The 19,547-nt window shown below is 41.0% G+C and carries 16 protein-coding genes; 5 read left to right on the forward strand and 11 right to left on the reverse strand.

All coding sequences use genetic code 11. The features are described 5' to 3' along the window. On the forward strand, positions 1-588 hold the full coding sequence (locus tag AL038_RS08615; RefSeq protein WP_062151797.1) for an amino acid kinase family protein: 588 nt from the start codon (positions 1-3) through the stop codon (positions 586-588). Positions 589-631: 43 nt separating this feature from the next. Here AL038_RS08615 and trpD read toward each other — a convergent pair whose 3' ends face one another. Beyond that, the gene (trpD, locus tag AL038_RS08620; protein ID WP_062151799.1) at positions 632-1,660 is read right to left on the reverse strand and encodes an anthranilate phosphoribosyltransferase; all 1,029 of its coding nucleotides are present in this window, start codon (positions 1,658-1,660) and stop codon (positions 632-634) included. A gap of 163 nt (positions 1,661-1,823) precedes the next feature. Between trpD and AL038_RS08625 the strand changes: the two genes are divergently transcribed. The 3 genes from AL038_RS08625 (at position 1,824) to AL038_RS08635 (ending at position 3,674) form a co-directional block, all read left to right on the forward strand. After that, positions 1,824-2,327: a universal stress protein gene (locus tag AL038_RS08625; protein ID WP_062151802.1), complete on the forward strand. Its 504-nt coding sequence runs from the start codon at positions 1,824-1,826 to the stop codon at positions 2,325-2,327. 39 nt (positions 2,328-2,366) lie between these two features. Beyond that, a complete protein-coding gene (locus AL038_RS08630) occupies positions 2,367-2,867 on the forward strand; it encodes a universal stress protein (protein ID WP_062151805.1) in 501 nt (166 codons plus the stop codon). Between the two features lie 111 nt (positions 2,868-2,978). Continuing rightward, positions 2,979-3,674: a type 1 glutamine amidotransferase gene (locus AL038_RS08635; protein ID WP_062151808.1), complete on the forward strand. Its 696-nt coding sequence runs from the start codon at positions 2,979-2,981 to the stop codon at positions 3,672-3,674. 96 nt (positions 3,675-3,770) lie between these two features. Here the strand turns inward: AL038_RS08635 and AL038_RS08640 are convergent, their stop codons facing one another. The 10 genes from AL038_RS08640 to AL038_RS08685 form a co-directional block, all read right to left on the reverse strand. Further along, on the reverse strand, positions 3,771-4,799 hold the full coding sequence (locus AL038_RS08640) for a DsbA family protein (protein WP_062151811.1): 1,029 nt from the start codon (positions 4,797-4,799) through the stop codon (positions 3,771-3,773). A 34-nt stretch (positions 4,800-4,833) separates the two neighbouring features. Further along, positions 4,834-5,502 (reverse strand): fumarylacetoacetate hydrolase family protein, encoded by a 669-nt coding sequence (locus AL038_RS08645; RefSeq protein ID WP_062151814.1) that lies wholly within the window; start codon positions 5,500-5,502, stop codon positions 4,834-4,836. A gap of 477 nt (positions 5,503-5,979) precedes the next feature. Next, the gene (locus AL038_RS08650) at positions 5,980-6,618 is read right to left on the reverse strand and encodes an exopolysaccharide biosynthesis protein (protein ID WP_062151817.1); all 639 of its coding nucleotides are present in this window, start codon (positions 6,616-6,618) and stop codon (positions 5,980-5,982) included. A gap of 116 nt (positions 6,619-6,734) precedes the next feature. After that, positions 6,735-11,087, reverse strand: coding sequence for an Ig-like domain-containing protein (locus AL038_RS08655; RefSeq protein ID WP_062151820.1), 4,353 nt, complete (start codon positions 11,085-11,087; stop codon positions 6,735-6,737). Positions 11,088-11,453: 366 nt separating this feature from the next. Next, the gene (locus tag AL038_RS08660) at positions 11,454-12,218 is read right to left on the reverse strand and encodes a lytic transglycosylase domain-containing protein (RefSeq protein ID WP_083991475.1); all 765 of its coding nucleotides are present in this window, start codon (positions 12,216-12,218) and stop codon (positions 11,454-11,456) included. A 180-nt stretch (positions 12,219-12,398) separates the two neighbouring features. Next, positions 12,399-13,355 (reverse strand): NADP-dependent oxidoreductase, encoded by a 957-nt coding sequence (locus tag AL038_RS08665; protein WP_062151823.1) that lies wholly within the window; start codon positions 13,353-13,355, stop codon positions 12,399-12,401. A 113-nt stretch (positions 13,356-13,468) separates the two neighbouring features. Next, the gene (locus tag AL038_RS08670; protein ID WP_145917079.1) at positions 13,469-13,690 is read right to left on the reverse strand and encodes a hypothetical protein; all 222 of its coding nucleotides are present in this window, start codon (positions 13,688-13,690) and stop codon (positions 13,469-13,471) included. A 224-nt stretch (positions 13,691-13,914) separates the two neighbouring features. Then, positions 13,915-15,381 (reverse strand): IMP dehydrogenase, encoded by a 1,467-nt coding sequence (gene guaB, locus AL038_RS08675; protein WP_062151826.1) that lies wholly within the window; start codon positions 15,379-15,381, stop codon positions 13,915-13,917. A gap of 341 nt (positions 15,382-15,722) precedes the next feature. After that, positions 15,723-17,561, reverse strand: coding sequence for a PHA/PHB synthase family protein (locus AL038_RS08680; protein ID WP_062151828.1), 1,839 nt, complete (start codon positions 17,559-17,561; stop codon positions 15,723-15,725). Between the two features lie 831 nt (positions 17,562-18,392). Then, positions 18,393-19,307, reverse strand: a complete 915-nt coding sequence (locus AL038_RS08685) for a formylglycine-generating enzyme family protein (RefSeq protein ID WP_201800147.1) — start codon at positions 19,305-19,307, stop codon at positions 18,393-18,395. A gap of 26 nt (positions 19,308-19,333) precedes the next feature. Between AL038_RS08685 and AL038_RS08690 the strand changes: the two genes are divergently transcribed. Further along, the gene (locus tag AL038_RS08690) at positions 19,334-19,543 is read left to right on the forward strand and encodes a hypothetical protein (RefSeq protein WP_145917080.1); all 210 of its coding nucleotides are present in this window, start codon (positions 19,334-19,336) and stop codon (positions 19,541-19,543) included. Positions 19,544-19,547: the final 4 nt, after the last annotated feature.

The raw sequence follows: 19,547 nt of genomic DNA on the forward strand, positions 1-19,547 counted from the left end.
ATGCCTTGGGTAATCAAAATCGGGGGCAGTTTGGCAAACACGCCTGACTTGCCCCATTTGTTGACTGAACTTGTGCAAAAAGGCAGACACAAAGCGGTCATTGTTGCGGGCGGTGGACAATTTGCCGACCAAGTTCGTCTTGCTCAAGCCCGTTGGCACTTTCCTGACAGCAACGCGCATCAGATGGCATTGCTTGCGATGGAACAATACGCATGGATGCTACAGGGAATACAGCCAAGTTTACAAGGAGTTAGCACTCTCGCGGAAATTCATACGCTTTTAGAAACAGGCGAAAAAATTCCTCTCTGGCTTCCTTGTCAGATGACTAAAGGACGTGCTGATATTGAAGAATCTTGGGAAATGACCTCAGATAGTCTTGCCGCGTGGTTAGCCCAACAATTACAAGCAAGCCGTTTAATTTTAGTTAAATCAGCCCATTTGCCGACATATCCCAACTCTTTAGAACAATGGGTGCAACAAGGGATTGTTGATGCGTGTTTACCACGTTATGTAGGCAATTTTACGGTTTCTTGTGTGAATGATAGGGCGGTTGGTGCGTTATTAAGGGGTGATACACAAATTGGTTAATCGTTTTTAAAAAAATAGGGCGAATAAATTCGCCCCGTACTCTTCACACAATACGTGCAAATCCCTGTGAACGACTCACTAATTCAGTCAATTTTTGTTTTGCTGCACCACTGGCTAAGGCTTCGCGGGCTTTAACAATACCTTGAGCAATGTTATCTGTAATACCTGCTGCGTATAAAGTCGCGCCTGCATTGAGTAAAACAACGTCACGCGCGGGACAAGTTTGATTATTTAACACCTGATTAACCATAGTTAAACTCTCCGCGACAGAATTAACTTGAATAGAACTTAATGGCGCGGAACAAATACCAAATGTTTCAGGTTGAATAGTGTAAGTGCTGATGCTCCCTTCTCTTAACTCGGCGATAAATGTCTGGGCAGCAATACTAATTTCATCTAATCCATCTTCTGAATGTACAACCAACACATGTTCACTGCCTAAACGTTTTAACACTTCAGCAACAGGAATAAGCCAATCACGACTGAAGACCCCCAACAATTGATTGGGTGCTTTAGCGGGATTAGTCAGTGGGCCGAGCAAATTAAAAATAGTCCGAACAGCCATTTCTCGGCGCGGTGCTATTGCGTGCTTCATAGCGGTATGATGTTGTGGGGCAAACATAAAACCCACACCAACCGTTTGCACACAATCCGCAATTTGTTCAGGGGTTAAATCCAGTTTTACACCTAAAGCCTCTAAAATATCTGCACTACCTGAACGGCTAGACACAGAACGATTGCCATGCTTGGCAACATGTGCGCCAGCCGCCGCAACAACAAACGCGCTGGTTGTAGAAATATTAAATGTACTTAAACCATCGCCCCCTGTACCAACAATATCAACGAGATGAGGCGCATTAATATTGACGGGAATGGCTAATTGGCGCATCACTTGGGCAGCGGCAGTAATTTCTTCTACCGTTTCACCTTTCATACGTAACCCAATGAGAAAGCCACCAATTTGAGCGGGTGTTGCTTGTCCTGTCATGATTTCGGTCATCACGGCAAGCATTTCATCCATGTTTAAATCACGTTTTTCTGTCACGGCTTTCAATGCAGTTTTTATATCCATCTTGTTGCCTTACATTCTCGGTTATAGGGTAGGATTGACATTATAATAAGCTTCTGTAGGCTCGCAATTGTCATTGATACCAGTTGAAAAACTTATGCTATGATGAATTGCATAATATGATTGACGTGCTTTATATTTTGTTACTTTAAAGAAGGATTTTGCCATGCTCCCACAAATTAAAAAAATTCTTTATCCCGCCGACTTAGGTGAACAGTCACGCCCTGTTTTACGTTATGCCATCAGTATGGCGCAAAAGTATGGTGCGACCATTCGTATTATTCACGTTTTAGAACCACTAGGCACGGTCGGGGCGGCATTATTAGAAACATATATCCCACGTGATATGGCGGAAAAGATGCACACCGATGCCATTAACGAAGTCCGTAGCAAGATGCAGCAGCGTTTAGAAGCCTTTTGTGCCGAAGAGTTGCATACAACCTCAGCAGAAAGCCATCTAATCGATAGTATTGCTGTACTTGATGGCTCTGTTGCACAAACTATTGTCGAACAAGTGAAAGAAAGTGGTGCGGACATGATTATTATGGGAACACATAATTATTCTGTGTTAGGCGAATTTTTTATCGGTTCTGTTGCACGTCGGGTAACGCAAATTTCTCAAATTCCTGTCTTAGTTGTTCCTATGCATGTTAATAAAACATTCGAATAATTCTTGTTTGTTGTTGTCATCATCAAAGGAGAAAATCACGTGTTACCAACGATTAAAAAAATTTTATACGCAACAGATATGGGAGAAAATGCGGATGTTGTTTTCCGTTATGCCATTAGTCTAGCTCACCGTTACGATGCACGACTAACGCTAGTACATGTTACAGAACAACTAGGTACATTTGGAGAGGCATTATTTGAGGCTCATTTTCCAGAAGATAAAGCCAAACAAATGCACACTGAAGCAGTGCAAAAAGTGCAAAAAGGGATGCAACAACAATTAGAAGTTTTTTGTGCAACAGAATTAAAAAATAGCGAGATAGCCAGCCACTTGGTAGAAAGCATCACAGTGATTGAAGGACATAATCCCGCACAGGCAATTGTTGAACATGCGAAAGCACAACATATTGATATGATTGTAATGGGAACACGTGGACATAACGCCTTAGGCGAGTTATTTATTGGTTCAGTCGCGCGCCGTGTTACACAATTATCCGCAATACCTGTGTTAATCGTACCCATCATTCAAGCAGAAAAATAGATTTAAAAGATTTCCCCTTTGAAAAAGGGGGATTGTAGAAAAGTTTATCTGGTTTGTTAATTTTGAAGCTGTAACAGAAAATCCATTTTTGCTAAACAGGATAATTTACTGATGAATATACATTATTTACAACATGTTCCTTTTGAAGGACTCGCCAGTATTGCAACATGGATAGAAAAAAATGGACATTCTGTCACCGTTACCCGTTTATTTAATGATGAATCCTTACCGCCTCTCACAACGATTGATTGCTTGATTGTGTTAGGTGGGTCCATGAATATTTATGAAGTAGAACAGTTTGCATGGTTAACCCGTGAAAAAGCCTTTATTCATGAGGCGATACAATCGGGTAAAAAAGTATTAGGTATTTGTTTAGGGGCGCAACTAATCGCCGACGTGCTAGGGGCGAGTGTGACGCGCAATACGTATAAAGAAATTGGTTGGTTTCCAATAGCGTTGATGAATACAGAAATTAGTCAGCGCATTTTCGGGGCGGATACCCTGCAATTTCCTGCATTCCATTGGCATGGCGATACTTTCGCATTACCACCCGATGCAATTTCGTTGGCAAAAAGCGACGGTTGCCAAAATCAGGCTTTTCTTTATAAAGACCGTGTGTTAGGACTACAATTTCATTTAGAATCCACGCCAGCAAGCGTGCAAGACATTGTACAAAACTGTCATGCTGAATTGATTGCAGACAAATACGTACAAACAGAAGCGGATTTATTAGCGACAACCTGCCATTTTGCAGAAATTCAACAACGGGCGTGGCAGGTATTAGATTATTTACAAAATCTTCACTGAATATCTAGCTGGGCAGTTCTTAATAAACTGCCCATTTTTGAATGGATTTCTCACAAAAGTGGCACAACCATTTTTGCAAAAAATTTAATCTCTGTGTTACTTAATCAAGGCTTGCACCGCACTTTGTAATTCAACGGTATTCACCAATTTACCGTTGACAAAAAATGAAGGTGTTCCCGCTAATCCTAAGCGTAAAGCTTCATTCTCGGCAGTTTTAACCTTGGCTTTGGTCGCAGGTTCTGCAAGACATTTCTTAAAAGCGGCTTCATCCAGTTTTAATAGGCCTGCAAATTCTTGTGGAGAATCTGTTTTTAATGTTGCTTGTTGTTCAAAAGCAAGTTCGTGATACTCCCAGAATTTACCTTGTTGGTCAGCACAGACTGCACCTTCAGCAACCGTGCGTGAAATACCTGAAGCATTAATTGGATAGTCCATATAAACCAGTTTGATTTTTTCCCCAAACGCCGCCATTAATTTCTTTACATCTTCTACCGCGTGTTTGCAGTGTGGACATTGATAATCAGCGAACTCTACAACGGTGATATCGGCATTTAAATTACCTTTTGCAGGGTAGCCCGTGAAATGAATATCCGCAATCGGGGCAACGGGTTCAGCAACCAATAATTCAAAAAAGCCTTCGCCTTTCACTTTTGCAATCAGCGTTTTTTGCTTTTCTTGCACTTTTTGTTGTTTCAAAAATTGAACTATCTGGGTTTTGGCTTCGGCTAAACTGACGGGAATACGTTCCTTGTTCTTCTCATAAAACGTGTTGACTTCCGCCTCGCTGGGTTCATCTACCTTAAACCATTCTTGTAACAGCACTTCTTTGTCTTTGCCTTGCTTTTTCGCTTCAGCTTCTGCGTATAAATCAAAAACGGCTGCATCAACGATTTGTTTTTGCTTGGTGAAGTGTTCCATATCCGCATCGTACAAACTTTGCCGCAAACTGTCTGGCAGTGTGGCTTGGTTGTATTGAATACCTTCATAACCAAAAAGCAGGCGTTGGCTAGGTGGTACGGGTGCGGGAGGGGTTTTTGATGTTTCTTGCGCGCTTAAATTCAGTGAGGCACAAACAAGGCTTGCGAATAAACTTAGGTGACGAAAAGCAGATTGCCGATAAAACACGTTTTTTTCCTTTGTTTAAAAACAAATAAGAGGGTTAAGCAACTGTTGTAACAAATGAATAGTCGTTTTCTAATTCAAGCAGAAGTTGGTCGCCTGATTTAAGTTCACCAACGCCTGCGGGTGTACCCGTTAATACAACATCGCCGGGAAGTAAGGTAAAGTAGGTTGAAATATAGGCAAGCAATTCATTGATTTTAGTTATCATTTGTCGGGTATTGCCTTCTTGTCGCAATTGTCCATTGACTGTCAGGCGAATATCAACATTTTGTGGGTCTTGGATTTGCTCTACAGGAATAAAAGGGGAAATAGGACAAGCATTATCGAAGGCTTTTGCCATTTCCCAAGGATGACCTTTTACTTTTAATTCATCTTGTAAATCACGTAGGGTTAAGTCTAATGCTAACGCATAACCAATAATTGCCGCCGCGACATCGCTCACATTTGCCTTTTTTAGAGGTTTACCTATCAGTAATGCAAACTCTAATTCATGATGGCATATCTTGCTATAACTGGGGATTTCTAGTGGATTACGCAAGTCGGCAAGCGCGGTATTGGGTTTAATAAATAATAAGGGTTTGCTAGGAATGGGGTTATTTAACTCTTTGGCATGTTCTGCGTAGTTTCTGCCTATGCAGACAACTTTGCCGACGGGGAGATTCACTGAAGAACCATCTAAAAACAGGTGTTGATAATGAGTGGTCATAGTATTAAAACTGTTTTATCGTTGTTTGTTTTAGTTTAGTGAAACTTTAGCACAAATCGACGGTTTCCTACCAACGGACTCATAGTGCCAAGTAAGATAAATAAAGTTTGCGCCTGTATCCCTTATTTTATCTTTATACGCTTGATACTACGTTTATTTATTGATTTAAATTTCAGTAAGACTTTGGCTTGATAGTCTTTTTAGCAGGAAGCTTAAATAATCACGCGCCTGTGCGGTTGTTTTGGCGGTTTGTTTAAGAAAGTTGTCAATATACTCCCGTTTGTATGCCATAGCCATGACAATAAAATGATAGGTTATGCCGTGTAAAATCTATCAATCATGAGCCGTGCTAAATAGAAAAAGAGGTAAAAATAAGATGTTTATTATCTGAACCAGAATTGGCTGAATTTCTGGACACAAAAGTATTATTTTTGTGTATCTGCAAATCCTGATTCAGACAGGTTTAGGCTAAATAACTTATCCGCCAAATAATGACCATAATTCTTTACCCGCCATAATCGCCCCACCAATAAGCACGGTAAAATAAATAATTGTCAGGATGTTCATAATATAGCCAGCTAGCACGAAATAGCCATCTTTTTGCAGCATACCAACGGCTAGTAAAAGAATAGCAAGCCCCGGTAGGGTATTGGAAAAAGGAACAAATCCAAAAGGGAAAATCAGCAGGATACCACCGAGTAACAGCATAAAGCCGTTAAACTGTAAGGCGGTTGTACTTTGGGTTAATTGTTCTAAGCGAGCATGAGAAAATTTATCTATTTTTTCAAAAATATGCGCGCTTTTTTCTAAGGCGGTATTGAGAAAATCTTTTGGAATCGATTTTTGCATGAGTTTTTCGGGCAACCAAGGTAGGCGGTTGGTGAGTAATCCGATACTAATCAGTATAATCAATGCGCCAAAAACCGTGCTAACACCGGGAATAGACACGGGAATTAAAAACGGAATCGTCAGAAAAATACAAAAAATTAATAAGCCTTGTTCGCCAATTTCTTCTAATAATTGACGTAACGTTAAACTGCCTTCAGGTAGATGGCTGGCAATCTCGGTGAGCGTGATGGACAGTTTTTTTTCAATGGGTTTTAGTTCAATAGACATAAGTGTTTAGCGGTTGAGATGGAAAGAAACGGCTATTTATCGCAGGGCAATAAATAGCAGTCGGTGGGAGCAGAATGGAATAATATCCATCCTAGGTATTTAATTTATTCATTTATCTAAAATATAAATTGTCCCCCAATATCAGTATTAACCAGTAGTTCAGCCCCGCCTGCGGTATAGCGGTTATATGAAGCGGTTCCTATGGTTTCTACACCTGAATTTGTCCAGCCGTCGTTAGAAACCACAAAACTTTGCGCGTTGCCTTCTATCATCAATCGATTGTTATCCGAAATGTTTAACACATCTTGAACACTTAGGCGCAGTTGGCTGTTGCTGGTACTGGTGCTTCGTAAATCAATAACATCAATGCCTGTAAGCGCAAATCCTTCTCCCGCAGGTAAGCTGCTATTTTGTAATAAATCTAAACTTTGTGACCCCACTAATTTTAGGGTGTCTTGACCTTCTTCACCGCGTAACACTGCATTTTTAACGGTGCTGGGGTCAAAAAGAAATAAATCGTCACCTGTGCCGCCCAGAAAAATATCATTACCTGTCGGTGCTTGAAAAGTATCATTCCCGCCCAGTCCTAAAATAATATCGTCTCCACCAGTACCGCGTAGATTATCGGCTACTGCCGTTCCATGAGTAACATTGTTACTTTCCACCGTTACCGTTGTTTCACTGTTATGACCTTGTCCATCACTGAGAATATAGTTAAAACGCACACTCTCAAATTGATTGCTAGCAAGTGCATCAACAAATAGTTGAATTTCATTATTATTCAGTAATTTAACCGTCACACCATCATCTGGATTATCAATTACTTGAGTGATTTGTAGCACATCGGTGGAATCAGGGTCGTTGTCATTGCTAAGGAGGTCTGCACTGGCGATAAAAACCGTTTGATTAAATGGCGCATCAATGGTGTCTGGCGTGGCAACGGGTGGACTGTTTGCATCGACCACCGTGACGGCAACCGTTGCACTGTCAAATTTTCCTTTTCCATCGCCAATACTGTATTGAAAACCAGCCGTACCAACAAAGTTGACATCAGGAGTGAAGGAAACAGAGCCATCTAATGCAAACAATACTTGACCATTTACCGCATTACCCAACGCAATAACGGTTAATGGGTCATTATCTGGGTCGCTATCATTCGCTAATAATGTCGTAACGGGAATAATGATAGCTTGATTTTTGGCCGTCGTTAGTTGTGTTGGGTCTAAATCATCTACGGCGACAGGCGGCGCGTTTTCCGCAAAAACGCTCACAGTCGCGCTAGCTGTCGCACCTTGTCCATCGTCAATTGTATAAGTAAATTGGTCTGTACCGTTGTAGTCCGTCTCAGGGGTGTAGATGACATTTCCATCGGCATCAAGTGCAACTGTTCCATGGGTTGCTGTGCCAACGCTTACGATTTGTAAGGTATCACCATCAGGGTCGCTATCATTGGCTAATAATAATGCCGCATTCAAGGTTAAGGATTGGTTAGTGATATACGTATTGGTGTTTGAGTCGGCATCATCCACTGCAATAGGCATTTGGTTTGCCATCACGTCAACCGTTACACTCGCACTACTGGTTTTACCTTGCGTATCGCTGATTGTGTAGTTAAAGGTTGCAAGCCCTGAAAAATCTGCCGTTGGTGTAAAAAGGACTGTGCCAGTACTGGTGAGTTGCACGGTGCCGTTGCTGGCATTACTCACTGTTGTGACTTGTAAAATATCGCCTGATTGCGCAGGAATATCATTATTTAACAATAAATTGCTGGCAATTTCTAACGGGGTATTGTGTGGGGTGCTAAAAGTATCATTAAGAGCTTGTGGTTGCTCGTCAGGCAGTGGAAGCACTTGAATTTGTACCGTTGCCGTGCTGTTTTTTACCCCGTCCGAGACGTTATAGGTAAATTGGGCATTGCCTACAAAATTAGCGGTAGGCGTAAAAATGAGATTCCCTATTGCATCTTGTGTTAGCGTGCCATTACTCGCCCCGCCAAACGAAGCGATATTTAATGGCTGACCTTCAGGGTCTGTGTCGTTACTTAATAATGCTGAGGGGGCAATGACTAAAAAACTATTTTCTGCGACGCTAAAATTATCAGTCACCGCGACAGGGGGCAGGTTGACGGGAAGCGTGTCACCCTGCAAGCTCACAATGGCACTCGCATTGCCACCGCGTCCGTCGCTTATTGTATAAGTAAAACTGGCGTTACCTGTAAAATCCGCGCTACGGCTAAACAGAATATTGCCTGCATTGTCTAGTGTAGCCGTTCCCCCTGTTAATGAATTAACGGAGGTAATGGTTAAAACATCGCCGTTTGGGTCACTATCATTGGCTAACAAGCGCGCTCCTAAAATCAGAACGCTATCGGCTGAGCCTATTTGTAACACGCCATCATTAGTCGCTATCGGACTGATATTATTATCAACGGGTATATCAGGGTCGGGAATTGTTGGGTCGGGGGTATCTGGCGTATTTCCTGCCGTGATGGTGACAACTCCCCGACTGGTGCTATTTTCTGCCTGCCCATCACTCACGATATATTCAAAACGTCCACCGCTAAAGTTAAACGCGGGTGTAAACGTAATCATGCCATTTGGAAGCAAAGTAACAACGCCATTTTCTGCATTATCAACGCCGATGATTACAAGCGGTTGCGCCTCTATGTCACTATCATTACTTAATAATTGGGTAACAGGAATCGTAATGCTGGCTTGTCCAGCTCCTTCTACTGTGTCCGCTACCACTAAGGGGGCATCATTAACAGCGGTTACATTAACGCGAACAGTTGTACTGCTGCGTACCCCTGCATTATCTTGTACTACATAGGTAAATTCTGTTTCACCATTAAAATTAGGTGTTGGTTGAAAGCTAATGCTGTTATCCGCGTTGAGTACCACAGCCCCTTGTGTCCCTAAAGACCCTAGTGTATTGGGGATGGTGTTCACCTGATAAATAGACAGGCTGTCGCCATCTACGCTATCTACATCAATATCATTTGCTAATAAAACGCTGGCGGGAATAGTTAAACTAGAATCTTCTGCAACGCTTAAAACGCTAGGGTCAGACAATTCATTATAGTGGTCACGCACGGCTTGTGGTGCGTCGTTCATTGCGGCAACCGTTAGTACGATGGTAACGGGTTCTGTCTGTCCTGCGGGTAAATAACTAAAACTATCCGTGCCATGAAAATCAGCAGGGGGAATATAATCCACTGTTCCATCAGGCTGTAATAATAAATCGCCCCCCGCATTGGTTTTAATGGGTAATTCGTCACCTGTTTTGATGTTCGGCATTATCACTTGTGGACGCGACACGTTCACTTCCACAAAAATAAAGGGTTCTGTGCTGGTAAATCGATAGGCAAAGGTATCTGTTCCCGAAAATCCTGCATTGGGTTGATAGGTAAATGAACCATCTTGATTATTAAATACAAAGCCATTGCTACCTTGCAATAATTCTGTATCAGCACGGATTAACTCGGGTTCAGAAAATAAAACAGGGGTAATCAGCGCGTAATCTTCTGTCAATTGATTAGCATCGTCGTCGACAGTCGGTGGTGTTGGAGGCAATGGTTCAAGCACGGTGACTAATAACGCATCATTACTGGTTATGTTTGTATTATTGTTGCTTACACCCTCATTATTTAAAGCCTCATCATTGAGATTAAATGCGGTGTGAATAGCATGATTTAGCCGTGTTTCTGTTGGTGATGAAGAATGTAACGCACCTGTCAACGGTATCTGTGCATCAGGCGAAAATATAGTAAACGCATTACGTCCTAAACTTTCCGTGGCATTATTGGGGTTTGCGTTATCTGTATTTTTATCATCTACCGTTTGCTCTTTATTCTCTGCATGAGTGGTGCGAAGCAACTCCTCTTTTTCAGTATTTGCAGGATTGAGTGGCAGTAAAAATGCCCGAAATCCATTAATAAACTCGGGAGAAGCCAACTCCATAAATGGAACACCCGTTAGAGGAATTTCAATCCGTGTACCTGTTACATAGACGGTGAATGGATCACCAGTAAGCGGACTAATATCAATCAACCCTGAAATATGTAAAACGGTTGTATCACCGTGTTCATTAACTGCCATATCCAGTTCGCTACCACGAATACCAATTGTGGCCGAAGGGGTTTTAATCGTTGTATGTTGCCCGCGTTCATCACCGCCAATTTTTCCGCTAATAAACCGAAAAAATCCTATAAAAACATTCGTCTCTAATTCACCATGATGTGCTTCTGGTTGATAATTAAACTTATCAAGACTGGCTTTAGACAAAGGGCCTAATTGAAATAATGTACCATCAGTCAGCGTGATTTTAATGTATGCCCGCTTACCTGTTTCAATAGTATCACCCTCATAAATAGGGTCACCTTGAACCAGTATTCGACCACTGCCATCCGCTCCAACTGCTTTAATAGCCGTGTCCACAACCGTTGTAACAATACCAACTTGCTTTGCCATTTTTCGTCACCCGCACAAATACAAAAGTAATTGCTGTTATTAAAGCACAACTTATTGAGAGTTTATAATGCAATGTGTACCTACTTGCTTAAATTTTAAGTAGTGCTAAACAAGTTAAGGGTTTGTGGCACATCATCAGATAATGTCATTGATAGACAATGATTGAGGAATTTGAACTACGACACCGTCGTTTTTTAATATTTATATAGCCACATCGCGCTTATTATTATCATGATGTGAATAGTTTTTAGTTTACGAGCGTTTGCGGGTATGTTTAGGCGGGTTATTTAGCCGTTTTTATAAGGGATTGACCACAGATGGATACCACCGCTTAACACAGTGATATCCAATAGAAATATAATGCACCTACATATTGCGATAAGCATCATACAACCCTAATACGCGCGTGACATAACCACGGGTTTCTTTATAAGGCGGAATTTGGTTGCCGTATTTAATCACCGCGTTTTCACCCGCGTTATAGGCGGCAATTGCTAATTGCTTATTATATTGAAACATTTCTAATAAATCTTTTAAATAGCGCGCCCCACCCGCCATATTATCCGCTGGATCGGTGCGGTCAGATACACCATAACGTGCAGCGGTTGCAGGCATGAGTTGCATAAGTCCTACCGCTCCTTTTGGTGAAACCGCATTAGGGTTATAAGCAGATTCTGCATGAATAACCGCATGAAGTAATTCTGGTTCTAGCTGTGTTTGGGCAGCAATTTGATTCACTAAATCTTTATAATCTTGATATTTACTGATGATAGTTTTTGGCGCGTAAGTCACCCCTAGCTGGTTATAATACAGATTTTGAATATTGCTAGGGCCTTCATAAATCAGCTCGTAACGATTGTCTTTTGGTGTATCCGTCAGATGGACAATGCCTAATGAGTCAACAAATTTGTAAATACGAAAGGCTTTGCCCGTTGTTTTGGTGCTTGCTTTTACTTTTGCAGTTTGTGCGGCATTACGTTTAGGGGGAACATCAGTAAAATGTATCAACCCTTTAGAATCCGTATAACGATAAATTTCTTTTGCAATACAGTCGGATGCTAGCGTTACGTTAAAAAGTAACAATACGCTAGGCAAACAGCAAGTATAAAATAAGTGTTGTCGTTTTTTCATAGCAAAGTACCTAGTTTTTCTGCTTTCTTGTCTTCTTTACAAAAGAGATTAAATAGTAATAATAACCTTTTGTAAAGCGTAGCTTTCATATATGGCAATTAAGTGTCATACATGGCTAAAAAACGACAAAATGGGTCAGTTTTTGCGTATTTTTGCCGATTCTAAAATAGCCCGCAAAAGTTATACCCTTAATACAATTTTACCGCGCGTGTGTAACAATTCAGATACTTCATGCGCTTTGGCAACATCGGCTAAGGGATACACTGCATCAATATGAATTTGTAGTTGTTCTTGTTCAAATAGTTGGCAAATATGCTCTAATTGCATCACATTGGGTTCAACAAAAACATAGTGAAAGTCAAAAGGATATTTTTGTTCTTCAGGAAGTTGTTCAACAATAGAGACAAGCACACCACCTTTTTTGACACACGTTTGTCCTGCATATAATGCCCCACCACCAACACAATCAAACACAACATCCACACCATCTGGTAGGCATTCATGCAATCTTGTTGCGAAATTGGGTGTTTCAGTATAATCCAACACTTGCTCAATCCCTAATTGCTTTAAATAATGGCGATGCCGACCACTCGCTACCCCAATGACCTGCGCACCTATCAGCTTGCCATATTGCACGGCAAATGACCCCACACCACCTGATGCCCCAATGACTAATAAACGCTGTCCTTCTTGTAAATGGGCGGTGCTATAAATCGCCTGATAAGCCGTTAATGCTGCCAGTGGCACACCTGCGGATTCTTCAAATGTTAAATTTTTCGGACGATAGCTCAAATAGCTTTCAGGCAGGCTGATATATTCAGCGTATGTTCCCTGTTTAACACAAGGGCGACGGCAATAAGCATATACCTCATCCCCCACTTTAAAACGTCGCGCACTATAACCCAACTCTGCCACTACGCCCGCCATTTCCCAGCCTAAAATAAGCGGAAAATGATGGGGAATAAATTCTCTTAACCAGCCCTCGCGGATTTTCCAATCAACAGGATTGACACCTGCCGCTTTAATCTGAATTAAAACCTCACCTTCATTAATAGCGGGTTTAGGTAATTCAACATACTTAAGTTGTTCACGTCCCCCAAAATTTTGAATAATAACCGCGTGCATTTTATGATTCATAAAACCCCCTTTAGAAATAGAATTTTATTATTTCACTATATTCATCAAAAGGATGAAGCGAGATAGACAGATATAGTAACCGTATTTTAAAAAGAGAATAAGAAATGACCTATTCAACAGATTTCCGTAAAAAAGTATTGCTCGTTACCAAGCTCTGCTTGGCGGGTACTTGAACGCCTCACGCTTAAGTCCGCTTGTACTCGGCAAGCGGAGCTTGCAAGGCAGGCATTACCAAGCAGAGCTTGGTAACGAGCAATAACGAGCAATTTCACTATATTCATCAAAAGGATGAAGCGAGATAGACAGATAACACTGCTTGCAGCAATAGCATACACAAATGCTTTCTTTCGCAAAAAAACACATGGTCGTGTAAATCTAATGTTGACAGTGATACACAAGTGAGGATAAAGCAAATTTCCCCCCACAAGTAAGACGATTAGGGAAATTTTTTTATGTAAAGAAATGCGCTAAAGGCAGAGGAATGGATTTGTAAAACGCACTAATGATGAGACAAAGCAAGCACAAATAAATTTGTGCCTGCTCTTGGTTGCGGTATTTTTTAATTATCAACGCGATAATTAGGGGCTTCTTTGGTAATCGTTACATCATGAACATGACTTTCACGCATACCTGCAAAAGAAACTTTAACAAATTCGGTTTTTGTTCGCATTTCATCTAAATCGCGACAACCTGTATAACCCATGCTAGAACGCAATCCACCTAATAACTGATGAATAACACCTAACATACTCCCCTTGTAAGGAACACGCCCTTCAATACCTTCAGGAACAAGTTTTTCAACATCAGTATCATCTTGAAAATAGCGGTCTTTCGAGCCTTGCGTTTGTGCCATTGCGCCTAATGAACCCATACCCCGATAGGATTTATAAGAACGTCCTTGATACAACTCTACCTCACCGGGTGCTTCTTCTGTGCCTGCCAATAAACCCCCGATCATGACGCAATGCGCGCCCGCTGCAAGTGCTTTAGCTATATCACCAGAATAACGCACGCCCCCATCAGCAATAAGGGGAATGTCTAAATTTTGTAAGGCGGTCGCAACATTATCAATAGCAGTAATTTGCGGCACGCCAACACCTGCAACAATTCGGGTTGTACAAATAGACCCAGGGCCAATACCCACTTTAACCGCATCTGCACCCGCGTCGGCTAAAGCAAGTGCTGCCGCGCCTGTCGCAATATTGCCACCAATCACTTGAACTTGCGGATAACGTTGTTTTACATAACGAACACGGTCTAATACACCTTGTGAATGTCCATGTGCTGTATCTACAACAATAACATCAACTTCAGCCTCTACCAACGCAGCAACTCGTGCATCAGTATCATCGCCTGTTCCAACAGCCGCACCAACCCGCAAACGTTGCTGTTCATCTTTACAAGCAAAGGGTTTTTCTGTGGCTTTTTGAATATCTTTAACCGTAATCATACCGCAGAGTTGAAAATGGTCATTAACGACTAAGACTTTTTCAATACGATGCTCGTGTAATAAGTCCTGCACCTCTTCACGGCTTGCCCCCTCACGAACAGTAATCAGACGATTTTTAGGAGTCATGATGCTAGAAACAGGGCTATCATAATGCGTTTCAAAACGTAAATCGCGACTGGTAACAATACCGACTAAGATGCCACCATCCACAACAGGAACACCCGAAATCTGGTTTGCACGGGTTAGCGAGAGAACTTCACGAATACTCGTTTTAGGAGTCACTGTAATGGGGTCACTGATTACACCACTTTCAAATTTCTTCACACGTCTTACTTGTCGTGCTTGTTCTTCTATCGTCATATTTTTATGAATAATTCCCATGCCACCTTCTTGTGCAATAGAAATTGCCATACGGGATTCAGTGACGGTATCCATTGCGGCGGATAAAATGGGGATATTGAGAACAATTTTACGCGTGAGTGGCGTGCGTAGCGCAACTTGCTTGGGCAACACAACAGAGTGGGCGGGTAACAACAAGACATCATCAAAGGTAAGAGCTTCTTGAACAATACGCATAACGGTATTCCATGAAGAAAACAAACAGGATAAAATGAAGAAAAATAGTCTATAATATAATTATATCAAGTATAAGTACAAATTTATTTACCTACAACTATCAATTGCTGAATAATCTAGCATATAACCAATTAATATTTATTAAAGTTTTTTAAGAAAAATAGCAGCAACATGTTTAAGACCGAATAACACCGTTTAAAGTCGTGGTGTCTGTGTTATTTCTCTAAACGGTCTGTTTTATAAAGGTGACTTTCTCAAGAATCTATGGCATCCATGCCAATAAATAAAGGGATGTTGATTTTTCAATCAACATCCCTTTTATTCACCACACAAACAAGGAATTAACCTGCTAATGCACGTACTTTAACATAACTACCGGGGGCATTTTCAACAACAGGTAACTGCCCTGTTCCAGGGGTGCGCGCATCTACTTTCTCACCACCATATTGGTCAACCCATAATTCCCAATGTGGCCACCAAGAACCTTCATGCTTGCTTGCACCTTTTAACCATGTTTTGGGGTCATCAATGGTCTTGGTTTTGTCATTCGTGTAGTAAAAATATTTAGGTTTATAGGGCGGGTTAATAATCCCTGCAATATGCCCAGAACCACCCAGAATAAATTTAACCTCACCAGAAACTAATTGCGTGCCTGCATAAGTAGATTCCCAAGGGGCTATATGGTCTTCTTGTGCGGATACAAAACAAACTGGAATTTTAACGTTTCCTAAATCAATCGGTTGTCCTGCTAAAACAACGTTATTAGGCGTTTTTAATGCGTTATTTAAATACATGCGGCGCAAATAAAAACTGTGCATTTTCGCTGGCATACGGGTGGAATCAGAATTCCAATATAACAAATCAAATGCACTGGCTTCTTTGCCCAGCAAATAATTATTAATGTGGAATGACCAAATCAAATCGTTAGCACGTAACATGGTAAACGTGGTTGCCATGTGACTTCCTTCTAAATAGCCTTTTTCATCCATCTTTTCTTCTAAGGCTTCGATTTGCTCTTCATCAATAAAAATACTCAGCTCACCGGGGTCTTTAAAATCTAACAAAGTAGTGAAAAGCGTCGCACTAACAATGCGTGTGTCATTCTTGCTTGCCATATAAGCTAAGGTACTGGTTAAAAGCGTACCGCCTAAACAATAGCCAACGGCATTAACTTCTTTTTCCCCAGTTGCTTGCTCGATAGCACCCAATGCGGCTAATGGACCTTCAAGCATATAATCTTCAAAGTTTTTATCCGCTAAACGTGCGTCAGGATTGACCCAAGAAATAACAAAAACGGAATGTCCTTGGTCAACAGCCCATTTTACAAATGAGTTATTTTCACGCAAATCAAGGATATAAAACTTATTAATCCATGGCGGAACAATCAACAAAGGCCGTTTGTAAACTTTTTCCGTGCTGGGTGTGTATTGGATAAGCTGCATTAAATCGTTTTGAAAAACGACTTTACCCGGTGTGACGGCGATATTTTTACCCGGTTCAAACGCTTCCAAATCAGTCATTTTAATGCTTAAATTTCCCTTACCGCGCTCTAAATCTTCAAGGAAATTATTTAACCCATTTAACAAGTTTTGTCCCCCCGTTTGTAACGTGAGAAATAAAACTTCAGGATTGGTTGCAACAAAATTAGTGGGTGCAAGTGCATCAATCAGTTGGCGGGTGTAAAAATCAATCTTTTTGGCGTTGGCGTGTTCGGCTTCTTTAATACCGATTTCTTTAATGGTATTGTGTAGCCATGTTGCTGAAAGTAAATAGCTTTGCTTAATTAAATCAAAGGCAGGGACGGTATTCCATGCTTCATGTTTAAACCGACGGTCACCTTTAGCCGCATCAATATAAGGTTCTGTTTCTAAACCAAGTGTACGTTTAAAAACATTATCAGCCACTTTAATCTGTTCTTGCCAAAAGGACAAATTTGCTTCCATCAAGCTCACAGGATTCATCATAAAGTGCGTTACAAGTTCTTGTGAGGCACGACCGATATTGAGCGGGTCATGGTCAATATTAGGGATTGTACCTTGCTCCACTTTTTCTGCTTGTTGAGCCATTAAATGCGTCATAATTTTCTGGCTTTTATCCAAAATACCCTGCATTGTTTTTAGCAATGCTTCAGGGTTATACCCTTCAAAAATAGGCAATTCACTGAGTGATTTGGGAAGCATTAAAGACTCCTATACGGTGATTGTTGTAAGTGCCAACAGGTCTTTATAACAAACATTTATTGCAACGTTCACATCAGTTGACGTAAAGGTTACATACCAGTTTGTTATGGCACATCAATTTTAGGGATTAGTGAGTTGAATCTAATTGATTGTGCAATGCACCATAGTAGCGTAGTGAGGGTAATATTGACAAGTTAAGAAAATGTACGGCTTTAATTGTCTGAACCACAATTTACGTAATTAACACAATTACCTTAATTAATACAAGAAGATAAAAATAATTGTCTTTAAATTGTGTTAATTATGGAAATTGTGTGAATTGCGGTTCAGACTGTCTGAACCACAATTCGCATAATTAACGCAATTACCCCAATTAATACAAAAAGATAAAAATAATTGCCTTTAAATTGTGTTAATTATGGAAATTGAGTGAATTGCGGTTCAGACTGTCTGAACCACAATTCGCATATAGTAACCGTATTTTAAAAAGAGGATAAGAAATGACCTATTCAACAGATTTCCGTAAAAGTATTAGTTTCACTTGGTAATGCCTATTCGCCAAGCTGGTACTTGAACGCCCCACGCTTAAGTCCACTTGTACTCGGCAAGCGGAGCTTGCAAAGCAGGCATTACCAAGCAGAGCTTGGTAACAAGCAAATTGTTCTATGATGAGTTCTTTTTACTGATATTCTATTTAATCTTTTTATAGTACTGTTGCTATAATTAACACAATTACCCCAATTAATACAAAAAGATAAAAATAATTATCTTTAAATTGTGTTAATTGTGGAAATTGAGTGAATTGCGGTTCAGACAATTAAAGGGTAAATCCTAGGGGAAGAAAACAATACGAAAGCCTTCGATACCATCACGGTAAGTAGAATTGCCGTAGCGGTAAGCAGAACGCACGCCATTTGCAAAGCTGCCCCAAGAGCCGCCGCGCAAAACCCAATATTCACTATTACTTTTATGTGCTTGCTGACTTCTTAGCGTATTATAGTTCCCTTCCCATTTATCCTCACACCATTCCCATACATTTCCCAACATATCACATAACCCAAATGGGTTCGTATGCGCGTTCACTTTTTTACCCACAGGGTGTGGGTGTGTTTTTCCCCCTGAATTATCATTATACCAACAACGGTTATTATCTATACTGTCGCCCCACCAGTAATTCGTTGTTGTCCCCGCTCGACACGCATATTCCCATTCCGCTTCGCTAGGTAAACGTATCGTTTTCCCTGATAATTTTGAGAGCTTTTCGCAGAACGCTACACAATCTGCCCAATTCACATTCTCAACTGGCAAATTGTTTCCTTTCCAATGCGATGGATTATTCCCCATCACTGCTTTCCAATACGATGGATTATCCCCCATCACTGCCTTCCATTGCGCTTGCGTCACTGGATATTTCCCCATATAAAACGGCTGTTTTATCTTAACGTTATGCACAGGCTTTTCATTGTCTTCACCCTTTTCAGACCCCATCATAAACTCGCCTGCTGGTATTAAAACCATTTTAATATTGACAGACGGAGAAACCCGAAGTGAAAAAGTCTTTACAGGCTTTTCATCACTAGACCCATTATTCGAACCCATCATAAACTCACCCGCTGGTATTAAAACCATTTCAATACTGACAGACCAAGAAACCCGAAGTGAAAAAGTCTTTGCCCTCCCGTCTAACGCAACAGGCGGTAACGTAACAGGTGGCAATAGCTCTTGTATAAAAACTGAATCAGCCACACGTGGAAAAGGGTCTTTCCCTTGTAATGCTTTTACTCTTTCGCACCACGTACAAACAGATTTCTGCTGATAATACCAATGCTCAGGATTTGCCCGACACTGTACCAAACCATCCTCTGCTTTCTTTAAACCTTCCACCCACTACAAGTGAATATTCAACCAGTTCTAATGCAGACGGCACGGACACCACCGCGTTAAACGATGTTGTCCGTGCCGATTTTATCAGTGGTTTATAGCCAC

Origin of the sequence: Beggiatoa leptomitoformis (assembly GCF_001305575.3) — a bacterium.
GTDB lineage: Bacteria > Pseudomonadota > Gammaproteobacteria > Beggiatoales > Beggiatoaceae > Beggiatoa > Beggiatoa leptomitoformis.